Annotated in this window: 25 protein-coding genes and 1 pseudogene; 18 read left to right on the plus strand and 8 right to left on the minus strand. The window is 44.9% G+C overall.

All coding sequences use genetic code 11. From position 1 onward, the window contains the following. Positions 1 to 213: 213 nt before the first annotated feature. Positions 214 to 1734, plus strand: a complete 1521-nt coding sequence (locus tag TES5_RS07125; RefSeq protein WP_068561173.1) for a glycoside hydrolase family 1 protein — start codon at positions 214 to 216, stop codon at positions 1732 to 1734. 410 nt (positions 1735 to 2144) lie between these two features. Here TES5_RS07125 and TES5_RS07130 read toward each other — a convergent pair whose 3' ends face one another. Both TES5_RS07130 and TES5_RS07135 read right to left on the minus strand, forming a co-directional pair. Next, a complete protein-coding gene (locus TES5_RS07130; RefSeq protein ID WP_068561174.1) occupies positions 2145 to 2435 on the minus strand; it encodes a type II toxin-antitoxin system YafQ family toxin in 291 nt (96 codons plus the stop codon). Positions 2436 to 2440: 5 nt separating this feature from the next. Next, positions 2441 to 2728 (minus strand): type II toxin-antitoxin system RelB/DinJ family antitoxin, encoded by a 288-nt coding sequence (locus TES5_RS07135; protein WP_068561175.1) that lies wholly within the window; start codon positions 2726 to 2728, stop codon positions 2441 to 2443. A 227-nt stretch (positions 2729 to 2955) separates the two neighbouring features. Between TES5_RS07135 and TES5_RS14925 the strand changes: the two genes are divergently transcribed. After that, on the plus strand, positions 2956 to 3285 hold the full coding sequence (locus TES5_RS14925) for a DUF2500 domain-containing protein (protein WP_178137790.1): 330 nt from the start codon (positions 2956 to 2958) through the stop codon (positions 3283 to 3285). 240 nt (positions 3286 to 3525) lie between these two features. Here the strand turns inward: TES5_RS14925 and TES5_RS07145 are convergent, their stop codons facing one another. Next, positions 3526 to 4146, minus strand: coding sequence for a metal-dependent hydrolase (locus TES5_RS07145; protein ID WP_068561176.1), 621 nt, complete (start codon positions 4144 to 4146; stop codon positions 3526 to 3528). Positions 4147 to 4379: 233 nt separating this feature from the next. Between TES5_RS07145 and TES5_RS07150 the strand changes: the two genes are divergently transcribed. Then, positions 4380 to 4820 (plus strand): OsmC family protein, encoded by a 441-nt coding sequence (locus TES5_RS07150; protein WP_068561177.1) that lies wholly within the window; start codon positions 4380 to 4382, stop codon positions 4818 to 4820. A 248-nt stretch (positions 4821 to 5068) separates the two neighbouring features. Here TES5_RS07150 and TES5_RS07155 read toward each other — a convergent pair whose 3' ends face one another. Beyond that, a complete protein-coding gene (locus tag TES5_RS07155; RefSeq protein WP_068561178.1) occupies positions 5069 to 5962 on the minus strand; it encodes a LysR family transcriptional regulator in 894 nt (297 codons plus the stop codon). A 128-nt stretch (positions 5963 to 6090) separates the two neighbouring features. On the opposite strand from TES5_RS07155, the gene TES5_RS07160 reads away from it, so the two are divergent. The 3 genes and pseudogenes from TES5_RS07160 to TES5_RS07170 all read left to right on the plus strand — a co-directional run bounded on the left by TES5_RS07160 (position 6091) and on the right by TES5_RS07170 (position 7307). Further along, on the plus strand, positions 6091 to 6303 hold the full coding sequence (locus TES5_RS07160; RefSeq protein WP_068561179.1) for a hypothetical protein: 213 nt from the start codon (positions 6091 to 6093) through the stop codon (positions 6301 to 6303). Positions 6304 to 6328: 25 nt separating this feature from the next. Then, entirely contained in the window at positions 6329 to 6568 is a 240-nt protein-coding gene (locus tag TES5_RS07165) for a SemiSWEET family sugar transporter (RefSeq protein WP_068561180.1), read from the plus strand. Positions 6569 to 6979: 411 nt separating this feature from the next. Next, positions 6980 to 7307: pseudogene (locus tag TES5_RS07170) on the plus strand (HD domain-containing protein). Between the two features lie 10 nt (positions 7308 to 7317). Here the strand turns inward: TES5_RS07170 and TES5_RS07175 are convergent. Continuing rightward, positions 7318 to 7692: a YbaN family protein gene (locus tag TES5_RS07175; protein WP_068561181.1), complete on the minus strand. Its 375-nt coding sequence runs from the start codon at positions 7690 to 7692 to the stop codon at positions 7318 to 7320. Between the two features lie 371 nt (positions 7693 to 8063). Here TES5_RS07175 and TES5_RS07180 point away from each other — a divergent pair, with 371 nt between their 5' ends. The 6 genes from TES5_RS07180 to TES5_RS07205 all read left to right on the plus strand — a co-directional run bounded on the left by TES5_RS07180 (position 8064) and on the right by TES5_RS07205 (position 12733). Further along, positions 8064 to 8507: a MarR family winged helix-turn-helix transcriptional regulator gene (locus TES5_RS07180; RefSeq protein WP_068561182.1), complete on the plus strand. Its 444-nt coding sequence runs from the start codon at positions 8064 to 8066 to the stop codon at positions 8505 to 8507. 149 nt (positions 8508 to 8656) lie between these two features. Beyond that, entirely contained in the window at positions 8657 to 9160 is a 504-nt protein-coding gene (ybaK, locus tag TES5_RS07185) for a Cys-tRNA(Pro) deacylase (RefSeq protein ID WP_143148201.1), read from the plus strand. Positions 9161 to 9199: 39 nt separating this feature from the next. Continuing rightward, complete coding sequence (locus TES5_RS07190) at positions 9200 to 10588, plus strand: bifunctional metallophosphatase/5'-nucleotidase (RefSeq protein WP_068561183.1); 1389 nt, start codon at positions 9200 to 9202, stop codon at positions 10586 to 10588. Between the two features lie 9 nt (positions 10589 to 10597). Further along, positions 10598 to 11314 carry a YutD family protein gene (locus TES5_RS07195; RefSeq protein ID WP_178137791.1) on the plus strand — a complete coding sequence of 239 codons (717 nt, stop codon included), beginning with the start codon at positions 10598 to 10600 and terminating at the stop codon, positions 11312 to 11314. Next, complete coding sequence (locus TES5_RS07200; protein ID WP_232309312.1) at positions 11304 to 12098, plus strand: TIGR01457 family HAD-type hydrolase; 795 nt, start codon at positions 11304 to 11306, stop codon at positions 12096 to 12098. The genes TES5_RS07195 and TES5_RS07200 overlap by 11 nt, the downstream gene beginning before the upstream one ends. A 41-nt stretch (positions 12099 to 12139) precedes the next feature. Continuing rightward, entirely contained in the window at positions 12140 to 12733 is a 594-nt protein-coding gene (locus TES5_RS07205; RefSeq protein WP_232309317.1) for a TIGR01906 family membrane protein, read from the plus strand. A gap of 337 nt (positions 12734 to 13070) precedes the next feature. Here the strand turns inward: TES5_RS07205 and TES5_RS07210 are convergent, their stop codons facing one another. Beyond that, positions 13071 to 13577 (minus strand): phosphatidylglycerophosphatase A family protein, encoded by a 507-nt coding sequence (locus TES5_RS07210; RefSeq protein WP_068561186.1) that lies wholly within the window; start codon positions 13575 to 13577, stop codon positions 13071 to 13073. A gap of 52 nt (positions 13578 to 13629) precedes the next feature. On the opposite strand from TES5_RS07210, the gene TES5_RS15165 reads away from it, so the two are divergent. Next, on the plus strand, positions 13630 to 13782 hold the full coding sequence (locus TES5_RS15165) for a hypothetical protein (protein ID WP_157080393.1): 153 nt from the start codon (positions 13630 to 13632) through the stop codon (positions 13780 to 13782). A gap of 178 nt (positions 13783 to 13960) precedes the next feature. Here the strand turns inward: TES5_RS15165 and TES5_RS07220 are convergent, their stop codons facing one another. After that, complete coding sequence (locus tag TES5_RS07220) at positions 13961 to 14950, minus strand: NAD(P)/FAD-dependent oxidoreductase (RefSeq protein WP_068561188.1); 990 nt, start codon at positions 14948 to 14950, stop codon at positions 13961 to 13963. Positions 14951 to 15001: 51 nt separating this feature from the next. After that, a complete protein-coding gene (locus tag TES5_RS07225) occupies positions 15002 to 15511 on the minus strand; it encodes a divergent PAP2 family protein (RefSeq protein WP_068561189.1) in 510 nt (169 codons plus the stop codon). A gap of 165 nt (positions 15512 to 15676) precedes the next feature. On the opposite strand from TES5_RS07225, the gene TES5_RS07230 reads away from it, so the two are divergent. The 5 genes from TES5_RS07230 to TES5_RS07250 form a co-directional block, all read left to right on the plus strand. Beyond that, a complete protein-coding gene (locus TES5_RS07230; protein ID WP_068561190.1) occupies positions 15677 to 16261 on the plus strand; it encodes a peptidylprolyl isomerase in 585 nt (194 codons plus the stop codon). A 207-nt stretch (positions 16262 to 16468) separates the two neighbouring features. Next, a complete protein-coding gene (locus tag TES5_RS07235) occupies positions 16469 to 16900 on the plus strand; it encodes a CvfD/Ygs/GSP13 family RNA-binding post-transcriptional regulator (protein ID WP_232309313.1) in 432 nt (143 codons plus the stop codon). Further along, entirely contained in the window at positions 16897 to 17283 is a 387-nt protein-coding gene (locus tag TES5_RS07240) for a hypothetical protein (RefSeq protein ID WP_068561191.1), read from the plus strand. Before TES5_RS07235 ends, TES5_RS07240 begins: the two co-directional genes overlap by 4 nt. Before the next feature lie 56 nt (positions 17284 to 17339). Further along, positions 17340 to 18686, plus strand: coding sequence for a glucose-6-phosphate isomerase (locus TES5_RS07245; protein WP_068561192.1), 1347 nt, complete (start codon positions 17340 to 17342; stop codon positions 18684 to 18686). A gap of 377 nt (positions 18687 to 19063) precedes the next feature. Next, positions 19064 to 19326 (plus strand): helix-turn-helix domain-containing protein (locus TES5_RS07250; protein ID WP_143148279.1); only part of this gene is annotated, 263 nt, incomplete at its 3' end.

The raw sequence follows: 19326 nt of genomic DNA on the forward strand, positions 1-19326 counted from the left end.
GCCTATATTATACCCCAAATCAAAAATCTTAATCAATTATCAACCATGAAATAAAACAGGGCCAAATGATGAAATTCTGTTTCAACAAATGAGCGCTCAAAAAGAAATCCTGCAACGGCGTGCCAATAGCCGCCGAAAGCATTTACTTTTTTTGTCGTGAAATCAATAATGGAAGCAGATATAAGTGTTCAGACACAAATGGAAAAGGTGGTAATGACAGTGAACAAAGCATTTCCGGAAACATTCCTGTGGGGCGGCGCAACCGCCGCGAACCAATACGAGGGCGGTTATACTGAAGGTGGAAGAGGTTTGGCTGCTTCAGACCTGATCACAGCGGGAAGCTATACTTCTTCCAGAAAAATCTACTTTACCGATGCCAATGGTAAAACGGATCACATTACTTTAGGGGAGTCGCTTCCACTGGGGGCGGAGCCGATCCTGAAAGAGGGCGAGTATTATCCAAGCCACAACGCCACCGATTTCTACCACCATTACAAAGAGGATATCGGGCTGATGGCGGAGATGGGGTTCAACAGTTACCGATTGGCGATCTCTTGGACGCGAATTTTTCCGAACGGGGACGAGGAGGAGCCGAACGAAGAAGGGCTGCAATTCTATGATGATGTGTTCGACGAATGCTTGAAGCATGGCATCGAACCTATCGTGACGATCCTTCACTTCGATATGCCGGTGGGGTTGGCCAAGAAATACGGCGGCTGGGCAAACCGGAAAATGATCGATTTCTATCTTCGCTACAGTGAAGTGCTGTTCAACCGATACAAATCCAAGGTGAAATATTGGATCACCGTCAACGAAATCAATGTTTTGGGCGGTTTCTGGACTTTGGGAACCTATAAAAAAGAGGACGCTAAAACGGAGAACAAAGGTCCGATCCTTCCGACCAAATATTTGCCGGAAGAAGCAGCGGGCAAATACCAGGCGTTGCATCACCTGATGGTAGCCTGCAGCTATGCGAACAAGCTGGCCCATGAAATGATCCCTGACGTTAAGATCGGAACCATGTTAGCTCTGTCCGGCATTTACCCGAATACGTGCCACCCGGATGATGTATTCGGAGCCTATCTGTTCAGACGCAGAGCCTTATTATTCTCGGATGTGATGATGCGCGGCTATTATCCGGCCTACGCGAAGAGCATTTTTGATGAATACGATTTTGAATTGAAGATGGAAGAAGGCGACGAGGAAATATTGAGAAATCACCCCTCCGACTACCTTGCCTTCAGTTACTACCGGACAACGGTATACGACAGAAACTCCGACATCACCACGACAACCGGCGGCCAGCAAGGACAAGCAAATCCGTACCTGGAAAAAACGCCGTGGGGCTGGCCGGTCGATGCCAAAGGTTTCCGTTTTGTTTTGAACGAACTGTATGACCGCTACCAGAAACCACTGATGTGCGTCGAAAACGGGATGGGCAACATCGACACGATCGAAAATGGCGAAATCCACGACGATTACAGAATCGCTTACTTGCGCGACCACATTTCAGCAATGCGGGACGCGGTCACAATCGATGGCGTCGATCTGATCGGCTACATGCCATGGGGCTGCATCGACCTCGTTTCGGCAGGCACAGGCGAAATGAAGAAGCGTTACGGCTTTGTCTACGTCGATCTTGATGACGCCGGCAAAGGGACATTCAACCGAATCAAGAAAGATTCGTTCTACTGGTACAAATCAGTGATTGCCTCGAACGGCAGCGAGCTATAATGATTGAACATAAAGAAGCTCTTCCATCAATCGGTGGGAGAGCTTTTTTGTGGCGGTGGTTGATTTTGTGGAACGAATTGCCGAATAGGTGTGATGTATTCGACAATTTCGAACTGCAAAGGAGTCAAATTGTCGAATGCTAGGCAGCATTCGACAATTTCGCCCAAAACAGGAACAAAATTATCGAATGTTAGTCCGATATTCGGCAATTTCGCCTCGAATCGGACCGATCAGAATGCCAGTTTTTTGCCTAACCTTAAAATGCATATACCAGAAGTGGACATCAGCAATCGAATAAATAATAAATGCAAAAGGCCGGGAAGATTTCCATGTGGAATTTTCCCGAACTTTTTGATGTATGAATAGTTTAGATTATCTATTTTGGAATGAGTTATCTTCCTGATTTCAAATCAAAAGACATCCGCGTGTGTTCCTGTCCGGATGAACACAACTAGATTTTCGTCAAGGTAATATTTGTAAATGAGCAACCAATCACTTTTCCGGCCAGAAATATGGCATTCCCAACAATTGTGAAAATCTTTTGTTGGCTCTAATAGGTGTGCACGATATTCGTCTTCCGGCAAAGGAACTTCTTCGACGATCATCTTCATGACCGATTTCAGTCTTTCAAGTTTGTAATTTCTCTTCTGCAATCGCTTAATATCTTTTTTGAATTTCGTTGACTGCTGCATCTCGAGCATATCTTCTACTCCTCTGAAATGTCAGCGAAAAGCTCGTCAACGGAAGCATATTTTTTCCCTGTTTTGTTTTTGACCATTTCATCAGCTTCTTGGATAGCGGCTAGGGTTTCACTATTGAATGCAGGTTGCTTTGGTTGGAATGGCAAACCGTTTTCAGCTATTACTTGTCTTAAAAATACATTGATGGCGGTACTTGTATCCATGCCTAGATTGTTAAATACGGCTGCCGCTTTGTTTTTGGTTGTTTCATCAATTCTAACTTGAATCGTGGTTTTCTTTACTTTAGTGACCATTCGGATCCCCTCCTTTTTATTGCATTATATGACATCGTACGCCCAATGTAAACACAAAAGCAATGAGAAGCTACTGGTTTAGAATCAATGTTGACCTGTTGATTGACTTTGCTTTAGGAAACTACATTTGGAGGAGCACATCACAAGAATTCCTGAATAATCAGTTGCTGATTTGTTATAATATTCCATCAAAAAGTGTTATTATTTTAACAAGGAGTGTGATGGGCATGGGTGAGAATTTTGAGTTGATAATGACTCTGGTGAGCATCGGAGTCATCAGTGTATTTGGGTATCTGATCATAAATATGGTTTTGAATCTGACAGCCATAGAGGTTACCGAAAAAGCCAAATTGATCGGGAAAGATACGGAGAATGCGAGCCACATGAACGGTGATTCTATGGTTACGACAACAAACTACGTGTTGACATTCGAAGTGGACGGTGGCGAACGCATCACTTTCCGTGTCGGCAGAGGGGTATACCGCAAGTATGTCATCGGTGATTATGGGCGGCTGACGTACAAAAGAAAATGGTTCAGACAATTCGAACGGATTTGAGAGGACTGCATAGAGGGATTCCAGTTCCGACGAAAGCAGATTTCGCCGAAGAACAGCAAAGTTAAAGCGTCTTAACGCCTGCAAAGACCGCTTACCCGGAGGAAGGGGGTATCCGGAATTCCACCTCCGACCAAGACAAATCTCACGGGAGTACGGAGCAACTCTGCGGCTGGTCATGAACAAAAACACAAGCATCCCGGCTAAACTGTTGCCGGAATACTTGTGTTTTTTAGTTTAGCGCTATGAAAAGAATGCCAATCCCATTCTGCCGATCAGCAGGACCATTTCGATGACGACTACCAGACTGCCGATTTTGAACAACCAGTCGTTCACGATGCCGTTCGCGCTGCACAAGCCGAGGCGGATGCCGCCGGGCAGAGGGTAAAACAGCTTCACGCGCTTGTGGTTCAGCATATCGATCGCAATATGCGATGCCATCGCAACCGCAAAATAAGGGACCAACAGCGGAGACAGAATATAGACAGCCATGCTCAGCAAGGCCAGTCCAAGGAAGGAATGAAGAAACGACCGATGCGGCTGTTCCTTTCCGAAGATGCAGATACCCAAGAAAATGACGGTCCCGAAAAAAATCCGAGAGTAGGAGCTATCGTTCAAGATGGCTGAGAAAATCCCGAGTGACCATCTGGACTCCGCGAATGCCAACAGGACGGATACCGCCAGTATCAAACCAAGTATCCAGTCCAGTGTCTGATGGGATTCCGAGGTGCTGACATCGATGTCGCTGATGACGGACCCGACGATGGCGACGCCGATACAGATAAATAGTTCTTTCAGCGTGGAAGGTTGCGTAACCAGCAAGCTGGCGGCAGTCCCTACCGCTACGTGTGTTTTTCCAGTCATGTTGAATCCTTTCAAAAATAAAATAAGCGAGAACGTTTGTTCCTGCCGTTGTTATCATATCCGATTCAGCGTAAAAAAGAAACAAAAACCGTACATAGTCCGATGACCGGATTTTCTGCATGGGTTCATTCGATTTTGTATATCAAATGTGTTCGATTTTGCATGTTATCCAAACTACCCGGAAGATGGTACTCTTTCCTTACCAAATTTTAATTTAAAAGGGGGAAGCAGATATGCCAAATCAACTATACAAAGTCACATCGACCAGTTTGCACGAAAATTTCCAGGTGATCAACAAAGCCAGAGGCAAGTCCATCGTGTTGGATGAGCCGGAAGCATTCGGAGGTACTGACATCGGATTGAGCCCGGTGGAGGCATTGCTTGCCGGATTAGGCAGCTGTAAAGCCATCGCCGGAAGAATGTTTGCCGAAAAACTTGGCATCAAACTTCATGAACTCGAAGTTGAGGTGAGCGGGTACCTGAACACTGACGGATTTTTGGGCGATGAGAATGTCAAAATCGGGTTCACTGACATTCATGCGACCTACCGCGTCAAAGCTGATAACACCGAAGAGGAAATCAATCATTTCGTAGAGTTTGTTGAATCACATTGCCCTGTCGGCGATACCTTAATCAATCCTGCCAGCATCAGTTTTGATACCACCATCATTTGATTCACTAAAAAAATAAAAAGCCCAAGTCGCAATAGATAGACTTGGGCTTTTTATTTTGAACGAATAGGCTGCGTGGGGTTCCTTACCACCGGCGAGGCAAGGCTCCAGCGGTGATAAGACATGAATTAAGTATGCAACTCCGGCGAATGATGGCTGAGCGGAGCTGGCCAATTGATCACAGCCTTCACCTACGCTAAGGATACTCGTCGCCGGAGCTGGCGAAATCAATCAGACAAATCATCCGAAAATCAACGGTCGACTTGTCTCTGAGCCTCTTCCTGCACCAACCTTAAGAAATAGTCCGAGGCTTTTGAAAACACTTGATATTTCTTCCATACAAAATGAAGCCCGACCTCAAGCCGCGGTTCCAACGGACGGAAGCACAAATCGCTGCTCTCACCGGTATGGATGATGCCATCCAAGCACAGCGCATAATGACTGTTTTCTTCCACGAGCAAGGAGGCATTATATAGAAGGTTATAGGTTGTGACGATATTCAGGCTGCGTTCATTGCCACCGAGCCAGCCGGCGATTTCATTTTTGACCAGAAGCTGGTTCGAGCAGATGACCGGCTTACCTCTCAGATCCTTCGGTGTGATGCTTTCCAAAACAGCCATTGGACTCTCTTTTCTCATCAGGACACCCCAGTTATCTTTTGTCGGCAGTTTGATGAAATCATATTTGGACATGTTCGTTGGCTCCACAAGAACCCCAAAATCCAGTAAACCTTTATCCAAACGGTCCGTGACATCCTCGGCATTACCACTGAACAGATGAAATTTGAGCAGCGGGTGCTTCGATTGGGCTTTGCTGATTGCGCGCGTAATGATTCGCACGCCTTTGGTTTCGCCACCGCCGATATAAATGTCGCCACTGAATTCAGTAGTGTCCGCATTCATTTCCGACTCGGTTTTCTCCACAAGCTGGATGATTTCCTCAGCCCGTTTTCTCAGCAACATACCGTCATCCGTCAAAGTGATCTTCCGGTTACCCCTGATGAAAAGCTGCTTACCGAGTTCCTCTTCCAGTTCCTTCATTTGTCTGGAAAGGGTCGGTTGCGTAATATGCAAAAATTCTGCCGCTCCTGAAATGCTCTGTTCCCTTGCGATTGTCAAAAAATACTGCAACACTCTTATTTCCATGTCTTCCACTCCTTCAGTACCATTTTAACGCTCTTTGCTATGCCTTTCAAGTATGTCAAGGTATCTGGTATAGGTATTTGATGTTCTTGCTGATTCGCTGTATTCTATTCTCAAGAGGGGTGGGGCGAATGGACATAACTGAAGAAATGCTGATCAGAAATCTGAAGGATGCCGCTTGCACGAAGGAAACCATCTCTGCTTTCCTTCACTGTCGGCAAACGAACGAGCAACCAAAACAGCTAGAGTTACTGAAGAAACACAGGCACAGCTTATTGGATAAAATCCATGAGGACCAGAAGGCAATCGACTGTCTGGACTACTTACTCTATAAACTAAAATAAACATACAAAACAGGGGGAAAAGAACATGATTGGATCAATCGCAGGCGTATTGACAACATTGGCATTTTTACCGCAGGTGATCAAAGTTTTGCAGACAAAGGACACGAAGGCCATTTCGCTGGGTATGTATCTCATGTCAGTGACAGGTATCTTCTTATGGATGGTGCACGGATACAACATCGGGGATATGGCGCTTTTCGTCGCCAACGTCGTCACTTTCTGCTTGGCCTTAGTCATTTTGATCTCAAAACTGAAGTATAAATAACAAAAAAAGCTGTTCACGCTCAGCGTCATTAACTTAAGGGTATTTAAAATAAGAGACAGTGGAAACGGGAGATAAATACACTCGTATCCACTGTCTCTTTCAGTTCTGACAAGCAAAAAATTCCCAGGAAAGCAAACTACTCAGTAAAATGGGCCAAAAATTGTCGAATAGGTGAGGAACATTCGGCAAATTGCTTCCACATCGGGCCGAGATTGTCGAATGTCGAGAAACTTTCGGCAAATTGCTTCCACATCGCACTGCAATTGTCGAATACGCGAGCAATATGCGACAATCTCAGCCCCGCATTTTTACAGTTGTCAAGTTGTTTAAGTTACTGACATAAACTTCATGCTGCTCCTTTTTTATTTTGCAGTAAAGTCGATTATAATGGATGAGAAAGGTGGTGCCATCATGTTGGAAGAATTGGCGTTTGAAATAGCGAAAGCGGCGCATGCCGGACAGACGGATAAAGCCGGACTGGATTATATCCTGCATCCTTTGCAAGTGGCTGCAGAGATGACGACGGATGAAGAGAAGGCAGTTGCGTTGCTGCATGACATCATCGAGGACACGGACGTGACGGCCAGTGAATTGTTGGCGAGGGGGTTGCCGGACAATGTCGTCGAAGCTGGCGGACCTGAAGCACAATTCGGATTTGAGCCGTTTGGAGCAGATCACCCAAAAGGACAGGGAGCGGGCAGAGAAATACCGCAAGGCGATTGAATATTTATCGAAGTAAATTGCTGGTATTACATTTTTTTCGATTTCCTGAACCGCAAATGCCAGGTCAATCCGATCAGGTGGGCCAAGTATACGATTATCAGTACAATGCGCAACAACGTGCTGTCGGTTAGCGCAAAAGGGATCGCAAAGACAAAGAGCATCATCACGAACATCCGGACCATTCCTGGGTTCGTGATGTTTTTCTTCACTAATGGCTCCTCGATGTATTGCTTGTATTTTTCCGATTCGACGAATTGCTTATGCAAACGGTCCGAACTGTGGACCCAGAAGAAGCCGGTCAGCAGATAGAAGACAGTTGTAGGCAGGAACGGCAAGAACATCCCGACAGTCCCGAGACCGAAAGTCAAGAAACCCATGCCGATGTATAGGTATTTTTTCAAATGGATAGTCTCCTTCAAGCCTGGCAAAAACCAGGTGATTTTTATTGCTTATAGTTAACAATATCCTCGTAATGAAGATTGTTTGTGATATGCTATTCAGATAGTATAGTACATTTGGCTGAACGTGTGTATTAGGGAATTCCTGATTCATCACCGAGAAGCAGCTATTATGAAAAATACATCTCTTGTAATTTTGGGTTCACTGTTTGCCGTTTTTGGAATCAGTGTGTTTATGCCTTGGATTCTGCTCCCCAATTATGAAACATTCTGCTATTATTCCGATCATGCAAACGTTTGTATATTTTGACAAACTTTTTCTTTCGTGCTATTATTACTTCGAAATCGAAATATTAAAGGGAGGTGGTGTTACGATGTCTGCAACAGATCGCGATACTTTGAAGGCCCTTACTGTGTTATTTAAATCATCCCAACATGTACAGGACAAACTGAAGAAAGATATGATGAAGCAAGGTTTGAATTTTTCTGAATTTGCCGTGATGGAATTGTTGTATCATAAAGGAGAGCAACCGATCCAAAATATCGGAAAGAAAGTCTTGCTAGCCAGCAGCAGTTTGACGTACGTTGTCGATAAATTAGAGAGCAAAGGGCTAGTGCAACGCATCCCATGTGCAACTGACCGCCGTGTTATTTTTACAGCCATTACCGAAGAAGGACGCAAATTGATGGACCGCATTTTCCCATTGCATGCTGCGTATATCGCAGATATATTTTCTGTCCTTTCAGATAAAGAAGTAGAAACGTTCATTGACTTGGCCAAACGAGTAGGGCTCCATGCCGAAAACTTGGAGCACTAATCAGAATCCAGCGTCAAAATATCAGGGACTGCCGCAGCATTGCGCTGGGAAGTCCCTTTTTTGCGCTTTTTTATGCAGGAACCATCACTTTTTCCGGATGCAATCCCTATACATATGGTAAAATAGGCATTATCAGACAAAAAGGAAAGATGACAGTGAAAAATAAGAAAATAACCAAAACAAATGCGATGCGCATGTTGGATAAACAGAAGTGCTCCTATACAGTCCACGAATACGCTTGGTCGGAGGACCACCTCGATGCGCTGTCCGTCCTTGAAAAAATGAGTCAGGATGCCGGCGCGGTCTACAAAACCATTGTAGCGGTCGGCGATAAGACAGGTGTTGTCGTTGGGGTCATCCCGGCGCAGAACGAACTGGACCTGAAGGCTTTTGCAAAAGTCAGCAGCAATAAACGGATCGAAATGCTGCCTTTGAAGGATCTGGAAGCGACCACCGGGTATATCCGGGGCGGCTGTTCGCCGATCGGGATGAAAAAGGCTTTTCCTACCTATTTGTCGCATCATATCCTTGATGAAAAGAGCGTGCTCGTATCCGGGGGAAAACGCGGTACGCAGATTGAGCTCAGTCCTGCCGACCTGATGATTGCAGCGCACGCCAAAGTTGAAGAGATTACTAAAGAGAAAGATGAATGAAGCACGTTCCTCTTTGTCAACGGAAAAGGAGAACGTATCATGAAGAATTTGCACATCTACCATATCAATGATCTGCATTCGCATTTTGAAAATTGGCCGAAGATCCGACGCTTTTTGTTGGAAAAGAAAGCTTTCCATGAAATGAACGGAGAAGAAGTCCTGCTTTTCGACATAGGTGATGCCTGCGACAGGGTGCACCCTTTAACGGAGGCCACCAACGGCAAAGCAAACATCGAATTGCTGAACCAGGTTCCCTTCGACGCCGTGACAATCGGCAACAATGAAGGGATCGGCAACGACAAACGCCAGTTGGACGAATTGTACGATGATGCCGAATTTCCTGTCGTTTTGGCAAATCTCTACGATCCGGAAACGGATGCTCTGCCAACTTGGGCGCAACCATATCTGATCAAGACTTTGTCCAGCGGTCTGAAGGTTGGGATCATCGGCTTGACGGCACCTCTTTATCTCAGCTATGTTCCGAACGGTTGGGACCCGAAGGAATCGGATGAAGTTCTGCCAAAAATATTGTTGAAAGTAGCGCCGTCCGTTGATTTGATCATCCTACTGTCGCACGTCGGCATCATCGAGGATATCCATATCGGCGAAATGTACCGCTCCATTCCAATCATCATTGGAGCGCATACGCATCATGTACTTCCGGAAGGTAAGCATGTGGATGAGTCCCTATTGTTGGGGGCTGGTAAGTTCGGGAAATACATCGGGCATGTCACGGTCAGTTATGATTCCGACAGGATTTTGGATCGAAAAGCCGAGTTGATTGAAGCAGCTACTCTTCCGAAAGAAACTGGCGATCGTGCGGAAGTCGAGGAACTGCAAGAACGCGGAGAGAATCTCCTGTCTGCGATTCCGATTGCGGATAATCCAGTTAAATTGAAAGCAGATGAAGGCCATATCAATGATTTATTACTTTTGGGTTTGGACGCGGTGAGTGAATATGCCGGTACGCCATTTGCTATCCTGAACTCCGGACTGTTCTTGGAGGATCTACCGAAAGGAATCATCACCAAAAACCATCTGCATCAAATCCTTCCGCATCCGATGCGCTTGCTGGAATGCACGCTGACAGGACGGGATTTTAAAGCTATGATCGAGGAAATGGAATCGCAACGTGAAGAACTGATGACGAAGGAAATAACCGGCATGGGTTTCCGGGGAAAGATTTTCGGGGAGCTCTGCTACCGGGGGTTCGAAGTTGATCCGCTCACCAACCACGTGATAGTGGGAGGTAAGCAGATTTCCGATGAGGAAGACATCACCTTTGTGACGGTGGACCATTTCCGTTACATCAGCTATTTCCCGACAATTGAAAACGAAGGCCGCAGCCGACTGCTGTTCCCGTATTTCCTAAGGGATGTGTTCGGTCTGCATTTGGAAAATAAATTTCTCATAATGAGAGAAATGTGAGGTGCTATCGTGGATAAAAAAGAAATAGTGGATGAGGCATTGAAAACGCAAGTAGACTCCTTGCTGGAAACTATTGCTGATGATACTGGGTCGGAAAAGAACGACCACAAAGAAGAAGAAATTGTTAAGTTATTGGACGGTAACCGTCTGTTGGTGGGTACCCAAGAATACGAATTGAGCATTGATCACCGTGAAGGCTTTGATCCTGAAGCGTTAGCTGGAAGATATACCTCCATTTTGAGTAAGTACGATTATATCGTTGGGGATTGGGGCTATGATCAGCTGCGTCTGAAGGGTTTTTACAGAAACAACAACAGTAAGGTTGCTCAAGATAAGAAAATCAGCTTTTTGGAGGATTATCTCTATGAGTACTGCAATTTTGGTTGTGCCTATTTCGTGATTGAAAAAACACGCGCGGACAAAGAAAAAATCACAAAAACGAAGCGCAATCGTAAACGGAAAAATCGTGAAGCAAACAGGGAAGAACTGCCGGCCGATACAACTGCTCAAGCGGCTGCCAAGCCAAACCATACTCCGGCCCAAACGAACAAAAATAAGGAAATAAAAAATGCCGAAAGACCGAAAACTCAACCGAAGAAAAAAGGATTTGTTATCAAAGATGTGAACGATAAGGATCCACAACCAAAGGATAAACCAAAGGCTACGACAACCAAATCTGCTAAAGGACAGAAGAAAAGTTTCCAAATCAAAAAGATTGAGCAATGATCAGGAGGAGAATATCATCAAAAAGTATAAAGGTTATTTAATCGATCTGGACGGAACCGTCTACAAAGGTGCCGAGCGCATCCCGACAGCGGAAATTTTCGTCAAAGAACTTCAGGATAAAAATATTCCGTTCCTGTTCGTCACAAATAATGCAACCAAGACAGCCGCGGAGGTAAAAGAGAACCTTTTGAAAAACTTCCAGATTGATGTGACGGAAGACCACATCTATACGAGCGCAATGGCGGCATTGGATCACTTGAGTGAATGGAACATCGGTAAAAAGGTTCTTGTCATCGGTGAAGCATCATTGAAGCAAGAAGTGCAGTCAGCTGGGTTTGAAATGGTGGATGAGCATCCTGATTTTGTCCTGCAGGCGTTGGATCGGGGGGTTACCTACCAACAATTGGAGGCTGCTTGTTTGGCGATCCAACAAGGGGCTAAGTTTGTTGCGACGAACCCTGATACCAATTTGCCGACAGAACGAGGTTTTATTCCAGGTGCAGGTGCGTTGACGGCCTTTCTGAAGGCTTGCACCCAGAAAGAACCACTTATCATCGGAAAGCCCTATCCAACCATCATGGCAGGAGCCATCAAACGGATGAAGTTGGAGAAAGATGAAGTCATAATGGTCGGGGATAACTATAATACAGACATTCTGGCTGGCGTCCATTATGGTGTCGACACATTGATGGTCCTGACCGGATTCTCGCAACGGGTGGACATTGAAGGCAAGGATGAGCAACCGACCTACATCGTGAATGATCTGTCCGAGTGGGAAGTGTAGAGATGGGGCAAAAACTGAAATATTTTTTTGGCTATGTAGCCATGTTTTTACTGGTATTGAGTGCGAGTATTGCTTTTACGATAAACTTTACACCGCTTTACAGCTTTGATATTGATTACTTGAACATAGAGCAAATGACTGGATTATCCAAAGACATCATTTTGGATAACTATCGGATCTTGATGCGGTATCTGAATTTGCCATGGATCACGGAGTTGAAGATGCCTGATTTTCCGGCATCCGAAAGTGGATTATTCCATTTTTATGAGGTTAAACGGCTTTTTCTGCTGGATTACGCCATACTGGGTGTGTCGGCTGTTGCGACCGGCTTATTTTTGCGGATGGTGAAAAAAGAGCAGGGATACTGGCGCATGATGAATCCGTTACGGCTGATGATCGCAGCTCCATTGGCGGCTTTGGCAATTATTTTCATGAACTTTGATCGTTTGTTTGTGGCTTTTCACGGCGTCTTCTTCAATAATGATGCCTGGATATTTGATGCGCGGACAGACCCGATCATACTTGCGTTGCCGCAAGACTTCTTCATGCACTGCTTTGTGCTGGTCTTCGTGCTGCTTGAACTGGTGCTTGTGCTAGTGTACTTCTGGGTACGCAGAAAAGTGAAAACAACATAAAGCAAACGAGCTTGAACTGCTATCTACTATGATGGCAATTCAGGCTCGTTTTTGTTTTGGATAGTGCTCGATTTCTCTCCGGGATTTGTCACACTCTCTAAAACGTGTTCTGATTCGCAGGGGATTCCGCCTAAGCTGCTATTACGTCACGGCCAAAAAGCGGCCGTTCTCGTAATAGCTTCTTAGTGCTCATCCCCTCCCGCGAATCATCACACTCTCTAAAACGTGTTCTGATTCGCAGGGGATTCCGCCTAAGCTGCTATTACGTCACGGCCAAAAAGCGGCCGTTCTCGTAATAGCTTCTTAGTGTTCATCCCCTCCCGCGAATCATCACACTCTATTTCATTATGTCGCTTTTGTTTGGGTTGTCGTGGGCGATGCGGCTGGCGGCTGCGGCGGCGATGGCACCGACGATGTCATCAAGGAAAGTGTGGCACTCTGAATCGGATTTGTCGTTCAGTTTCTGCAGGATGCCAGGTTTTACTTTGTCGATGTATCCGTAGTTCGTAAAGCCGATGGACCCGTATACGTTGACGATGGAAAGGGCAAGGATCTCATCGATGCCGTAGAGCCCTTCGTCGTTCAGGATAATATCCGCCAATGGCTGTGAGAGTTTCCCCGATTCGGCGAGTTTATCTATTTCGATACCCGTGATGATCGCGTTCTGAACTTCCCGTTTCAGGAACACGGCCTTAACGTTCTCGATGCATTCCTCCAGAGTCAAGTTTTCTACATACGACTTTTGGAGATGCAAAACGAGGTCTGCAATATCTTCGACGCTCACACCTCGTTCCTCTGTTAAAGCTACCGCTCGTGCATGCAACTCGCTGCCTGATTTTACCATATAAATTCCTCCTGGATTCGTATTTGATACTTTTATTATAGAGGAATGACAAGTGAAAACAAAAGAAGAGGCATTTTTGATTCATTATTTGCACTACACGGTTGGATTTGGAAGAGAGGCTGCCTGGGGAAGTAAAAAAAAGGTGCTCTCTTTTTATTTTGAGGCTGCTTTATTTAGTTATATTCGTTCGCATACTGCGACATAAGCTGTATGGAAGCACCTTCGATTGGGTCGGTTATACGTGTGATGAACGGAACATGAATAAAGGCCAAGTATTCACCTTTTCGGATGCTGGGGTGCGAAAAAAGATGGATATCGGCCAATTATCCATGCCTACAAGCAAAAAGAGGATCATCTCTGAAAGAGACAGTCCTCCATAAAATCTAGAATAAACTGGTACTGTGCATCGGTTGCACGCGGGTGTCCGGATTGATGTAGGCCATCGCATTGTTGACGGCTATTGGGGCTTCTCCGAATCCAGTGGCGATCAGTTTTACTTTTCCGGAATAGGTACCGATGTCTCCGATAGCATAAACGCCAGGGATGGTGGTTTCCATCTTCGAGTTCACGACAACTGCATTTCCTTGAACCTCGAATCCCCATTTCTTCATGCCGCCGATAGAAGACGAAAAGCCATAATTGATCAAAAAGTCATCGATGTCTAATTCCAACGTATTATCCTTGCGGGCTTCCTGAAGGGTTACGCTCGTCAAGAACGCATCGTTTCCGTTGACACTGATAGGAACGAAAGGTGTCATGATCTCAACGGACGATTCTTGCAGTAGATGAACGCTGTGTTCTTGGGCGCGGAATTGCGGCCGACGATGGATCAGATAGACTTTTTTAGCGATAGGTTCCAAAGTTAAGGCCCAATCCACTGCCGAATCGCCACCGCCGCAGATGGCAACCGTCTTGTCGCGGAAACTTTCGATGTTGTTCACGAAGTAGTGCAGATTAGTATTTTCGTACTTATCTGCGTGTTCGATTTCCAATTTCCTCGGCCGGAAAGCGCCATTGCCGGCGGATATGATCACTGCTTTCGAATAGTGGCGATTTTTGGTCGTTTGAATTTCGAAGATACCATCTGCGTTTTTTTCGAGTTCAAACGCTTCTTCACCGAAAACCAGCTTTGTGTCAAAGCGGTCCATCTGTTCTTTCAGGTTCGTTACGAGGTCGCCGCCGGAAATAGCGGGATAGCCTGCGATATCGTATATATTTTTTTCAGCATAGAGCATGCCGGGTTGGCCGCCGAGCTGGGGTAGGGCTTCTATGATTTTGACTTTGGCTTGCCGCAGGCCGGCATAGAATGCCGTGAACATGCCGACAGGGCCGCCGCCGATAATGGTAATGTCGTATATTTCTTTATCTGTCAATTTTCTTCCTCCGTTATTTATGTTCCGGGCGAAATGTCGCCCGGAGCGGTATCAGATTTGTTCGTAGAACATTCTGACGATGAATGTCACAAAAATACCCGTCAGCAGTCCGACAAAAACTTCCGAAGGTTTGTGCCCAAGGTATTTTTTTACGGCCATTTCTTCAGGGTAGATTTTCTCCTCCGCTTCCTCAGCGATTAATTCCTGTTCGTTTTTCGGGAACTTGAGTGACAAGCGGGTCAACTCTTTGATGGCATCTATGAGGACGATCCCTTGTTCGCCGCTCTGGCGACGGACTCCCATCGAGTCGAACATGACGATGACGCCAAAAGTTGTAGCGATGGCTACATAACCGGAGCCGATGCCGTATTGCAGAATAAGCGCCGTTATCAGCGAACTGACGGCCGCCGAGTGGGAACTGGGCATTCCCCCTGTAGTAGTAACAATCGACAAAGAAGTTTTCTTGTCTTTTGAAAAGATTGCAATCGGATATTTTAAAGCTTGGGTGAACATGATAGCTGCCAGGGAACAAATTAGGGGGAAATTCTCGAAAATCATCATTATTTTTCATCCTTCACTTAAATATCTACTTTCCATTTATGATAACATGAATCGATAGATACAACCTAATGAAAAAGAAAAAACGGATTGAATTTTCATTTTTGGAGAATCAGAGGACTAATCTTTTGCATCTTGTGGTAAAATGTAAAAAAAGGAGGATGAATAATGAGTTTATTTCCACAATTACAACCAACAGAAAACGATAAGAAAGTCATTATGAAAACAAATAAAGGGGATATCACTATCCGTTTATTCCCTGACATGGCGCCGAAAACAGTCGAGAACTTTTTAGGTTTGGCTGAAAGCGGCTATTATGACGGCATCATTTTCCACCGTGTCATTGACAACTTCATGATCCAAGGTGGCGATCCTACAGGAACGGGCATGGGCGGATCAAGCATTTGGGAAGATTCTTTTGAAGATGAATTCTCAATGAATCTGTTCAACCTCAATGGTGCATTGTCGATGGCTAATGCTGGTCCGAACACAAACGGAAGCCAATTTTTCATCGTAACTGCAAAAGAAGTGCCGATGACAATGTTAGCCCAATTGGAAGCGGGTGGCTGGCCTAAAGAAATCGTTGAAGCGTATGCTGCAAACGGTGGAACGCCTTGGTTGGATCAAAAACATACCGTATTCGGACAAGTGGAAGCGGGCATGGACACGGTCTACGCTATCGAAGGCGTGAAAAAAGGCGCTCAAGACAAACCTGTCGAAGACGTTGTCATCGAGAGCATTACGATTCTATAATAGTAATAGTAGGGGCTGAAAGAGTGCCCCTTTTTCTACTTGAATGAGATTATCCTATTTCCGTCACTCCTGACATTGCTGGAGTGTTTTCAGAGTAGGGATCACAAAGCCGCCTAAGAGTTGCTTCTGATTAAAGTTGCATCAGAAATTCTATCCTTTCATTTAGGCACGTGGTATAATTATTCGGTACTGTGAGGGGAATTATGGATGAAAATGGAATATAAAATCGGAGACATAATTGAAGGCAATGTAACAGGTATCCAATCATATGGTGTCTTTATTTCATTGGACAAGAATACGCAAGGCCTGATCCACATATCCGAGTGTAGGCATGGATATGTGACCAACCTGGACGAATTCATTCAGATCGATGATAAAGTAGAAGCCAAAATTATAGACATTGATGAGTACACAGGGAAAATCAGCCTGTCTCTCAGGGCTATGGAAAAGTTGGCCACACCGTGTTATCCGGCAAAAAGAAAGAAAAGAAAAAGAAGATACTTACCGCAAATCGGTTTTGAGACATTGAAAGAAATGATGCCGACCTGGATCGAAGAGGCCAAAGAAGACGAGAAAGTTAGGAAATCGACGGGAAATAATCCTGTCTATACGACTTCCGATGAAAGGGGACATTCATGATGATAAAAGAAAACATAGTGGCAGGGACTGTTATGGTCACAAATGATGCAGAGGAGACGTACTTTCTGGTCAATACAGAAAACGGAACCTACAGCCTACCTAATGTGAACTTATCCGAAAGTGGAAAATCTCCCTTAGGATCCATAATGGAAGTGTTACTGGCGCATATTGGCATTGAATCTGAGTCGTTGCGATTGCTTGACTTGACGAACATGAGAGGAAATGGCAAAAACATGCCTTTGTTTGTTTTCGATTCATTAGAAAAACCTTCTGATTTGGACAGCTTGCTGAATGAACCCGGCAAGTTCGCATGGAAAAAATCTTCAGAAATCTCGGAAATACTTACTGATTTGGAATTGGACAGTGTACCTATCTACCATTAAGGTGCCTTATTTCCCATCAATAGTCATTTTATAAAAACAAATTAGGAGGATATTAAATGTCACATATTCAATTTGATTACTCTAAAGCTTTGAAGTTTTTTGCACAACATGAATTGGACTACATCCAGTACCAAGTAACAGCCGCTGACAAAGCGCTTCGTGAAGGTACAGGCCCAGGGAACGATTTCACTGGATGGATTGATCTGCCAAAAGATTATGACAAAGAAGAATTCGCGCGCATCAAAGCGGCAGCGAAAAAAATCCAATCCGATTCAGAAGTTTTGGTTGTTATCGGTATCGGTGGTTCTTATTTAGGCGCCCGTGCTGCAATTGACTTCCTGAACAACACTTTCTACAACGTTCAGACAACTGCAGACCGCAAAACACCACAAATTTTCTTTGCAGGCAACAGCATCAGCTCAACGTATTTAGCTGACTTGATCGAAGTGATCGGAGATCGTGATTTCTCAGTTAACATGATTTCAAAATCAGGTACAACAACTGAACCGGCGATCGCTTTCCGTGTCTTCAAAGAATTGTTGATCAAAAAATATGGTAAAGAAGAAGCAGTAAAACGCATTTACTCTACCACAGACAAAGCAAGAGGAGCAGCGAAGCATGAAGCAGACATGGAAGGGTACGAGACTTTCGTAATTCCTGATGATGTCGGCGGACGTTTCACAGTGTTGACACCAGTTGGCCTTCTTCCGATCGCTGTCAGCGGTGCTGATATCGATGCGTTGATGCAAGGTGCTGCTGATGCCCGTGAAGCATACATGAATCCTGATTTGACAACCAACGTTGCTTACCAGTACGCGGCTATCCGCAACATCCTTTACCGTAAAGGCAAAGTGACTGAGATTTTGGCTAACTATGAGCCAGGTATGCAATACCTTTCAGAATGGTGGAAACAATTATTCGGCGAGTCTGAAGGTAAAGACCAAAAAGGAATTTATCCAACCAGTGCGAACTTCTCGACAGATTTGCACTCAATCGGCCAATCTATCCAAGATGGACAAAGAAATATCTTTGAGACAGTCGTTAAAGTTGCTAAGCCACGCAAAACAATAGATATTCCTTTAAGTGCAGAAGATTTAGATGGTTTAGGCTATCTTGAAGGTAAAGACGTTGATTTCGTAAACACAAAAGCTTACCAAGGAACATTGTTGGCTCATACAGACGGCGGCGTACCGAACTTGTTAGTCACTATGCCTGAAATGGATGCTTATTCTTTAGGTTATCTAGTGTACTTCTTTGAAATCGCCGTAGGCATCTCCGGTTACCTGAACGGCGTGAATCCATTCGACCAACCAGGTGTAGAAGCTTACAAAAAGAATATGTTTGCACTTCTTGGCAAACCTGGATTTGAAGAATTAGCTAAGGAATTAAACGACAGATTATAAGATGTAAATTACTTCAAGCGGACAATTCGTTGTCCGCTTTTTTTCTTGTGTAGCAGTTCAGAACCCTAAGGGCGGAGGAATTCGAATCGATCTTGTCAGGACTTCCGGAGAGGAGGGCTTCTCTGGAGCAGCACAACCAAAAAAGTTAGTTGTTAAACAATTCAAAATTGGATGTCGGATCCATAAGGATGCTGATACGCTTGTGTTGACAAGGCTTACATTTTTGTGGTAAAGTTTAGTTCCTCGGTAATCCGATACATTTTTTTCAAAATCTGTTTGACATGGATTTGAAATGATGATATATAAATTGAGTTAAATTGCATTCGTTTTTCCTCCTGTAGGCGTATACTAAAGAAAACACTTGAGGAGTGGGGAACATGGAAACAGAACGTCAAATCCGTGAATTGGAAAAAGCGATGACTACGACAGACAACCGCCGGTTGTACGAGCGTTGCCTGGCAGTCAAGTTGGTTCTCGAAGGCCGCACCCGGAAAGAAGCCGGGCACACCATCGGCCGCGACGAGCATACTGTCAGCCACTATGTGAAAAATTACTGCCATAATGGAATCCAAGGTTTAGTCTCCAAAAAACAAAGCGGACGACCTTCACGGCTGACAGATGAACAGGAAGCGGAACTGGT

This window comes from Trichococcus sp. ES5 (assembly GCF_900067165.1).
In the GTDB taxonomy this organism is placed as follows: domain Bacteria; phylum Bacillota; class Bacilli; order Lactobacillales; family Aerococcaceae; genus Trichococcus; species Trichococcus flocculiformis.

Coding starts and splice junctions, on each gene's coding strand:
- TES5_RS07125 (WP_068561173.1), top strand. CDS start 214: ATGACAGTGAACAAAGCATTTCCGGAAACATTCCTGTGGGGCGGCGCA.
- TES5_RS07130 (WP_068561174.1), bottom strand. CDS start 2,435: ATGCTCGAGATGCAGCAGTCAACGAAATTCAAAAAAGATATTAAGCGA.
- TES5_RS07135 (WP_068561175.1), bottom strand. CDS start 2,728: ATGGTCACTAAAGTAAAGAAAACCACGATTCAAGTTAGAATTGATGAA.
- TES5_RS14925 (WP_178137790.1), top strand. CDS start 2,956: ATGGGTGAGAATTTTGAGTTGATAATGACTCTGGTGAGCATCGGAGTC.
- TES5_RS07145 (WP_068561176.1), bottom strand. CDS start 4,146: ATGACTGGAAAAACACACGTAGCGGTAGGGACTGCCGCCAGCTTGCTG.
- TES5_RS07150 (WP_068561177.1), top strand. CDS start 4,380: ATGCCAAATCAACTATACAAAGTCACATCGACCAGTTTGCACGAAAAT.
- TES5_RS07155 (WP_068561178.1), bottom strand. CDS start 5,962: ATGGAAATAAGAGTGTTGCAGTATTTTTTGACAATCGCAAGGGAACAG.
- TES5_RS07160 (WP_068561179.1), top strand. CDS start 6,091: ATGGACATAACTGAAGAAATGCTGATCAGAAATCTGAAGGATGCCGCT.
- TES5_RS07165 (WP_068561180.1), top strand. CDS start 6,329: ATGATTGGATCAATCGCAGGCGTATTGACAACATTGGCATTTTTACCG.
- TES5_RS07180 (WP_068561182.1), top strand. CDS start 8,064: ATGTCTGCAACAGATCGCGATACTTTGAAGGCCCTTACTGTGTTATTT.
- ybaK (WP_143148201.1), top strand. CDS start 8,657: ATGACAGTGAAAAATAAGAAAATAACCAAAACAAATGCGATGCGCATG.
- TES5_RS07190 (WP_068561183.1), top strand. CDS start 9,200: ATGAAGAATTTGCACATCTACCATATCAATGATCTGCATTCGCATTTT.
- TES5_RS07205 (WP_232309317.1), top strand. CDS start 12,140: ATGTTTTTACTGGTATTGAGTGCGAGTATTGCTTTTACGATAAACTTT.
- TES5_RS07210 (WP_068561186.1), bottom strand. CDS start 13,577: ATGGTAAAATCAGGCAGCGAGTTGCATGCACGAGCGGTAGCTTTAACA.
- TES5_RS07225 (WP_068561189.1), bottom strand. CDS start 15,511: ATGATGATTTTCGAGAATTTCCCCCTAATTTGTTCCCTGGCAGCTATC.
- TES5_RS07230 (WP_068561190.1), top strand. CDS start 15,677: ATGAGTTTATTTCCACAATTACAACCAACAGAAAACGATAAGAAAGTC.
- TES5_RS07235 (WP_232309313.1), top strand. CDS start 16,469: ATGAAAATGGAATATAAAATCGGAGACATAATTGAAGGCAATGTAACA.
- TES5_RS07240 (WP_068561191.1), top strand. CDS start 16,897: ATGATGATAAAAGAAAACATAGTGGCAGGGACTGTTATGGTCACAAAT.
- TES5_RS07245 (WP_068561192.1), top strand. CDS start 17,340: ATGTCACATATTCAATTTGATTACTCTAAAGCTTTGAAGTTTTTTGCA.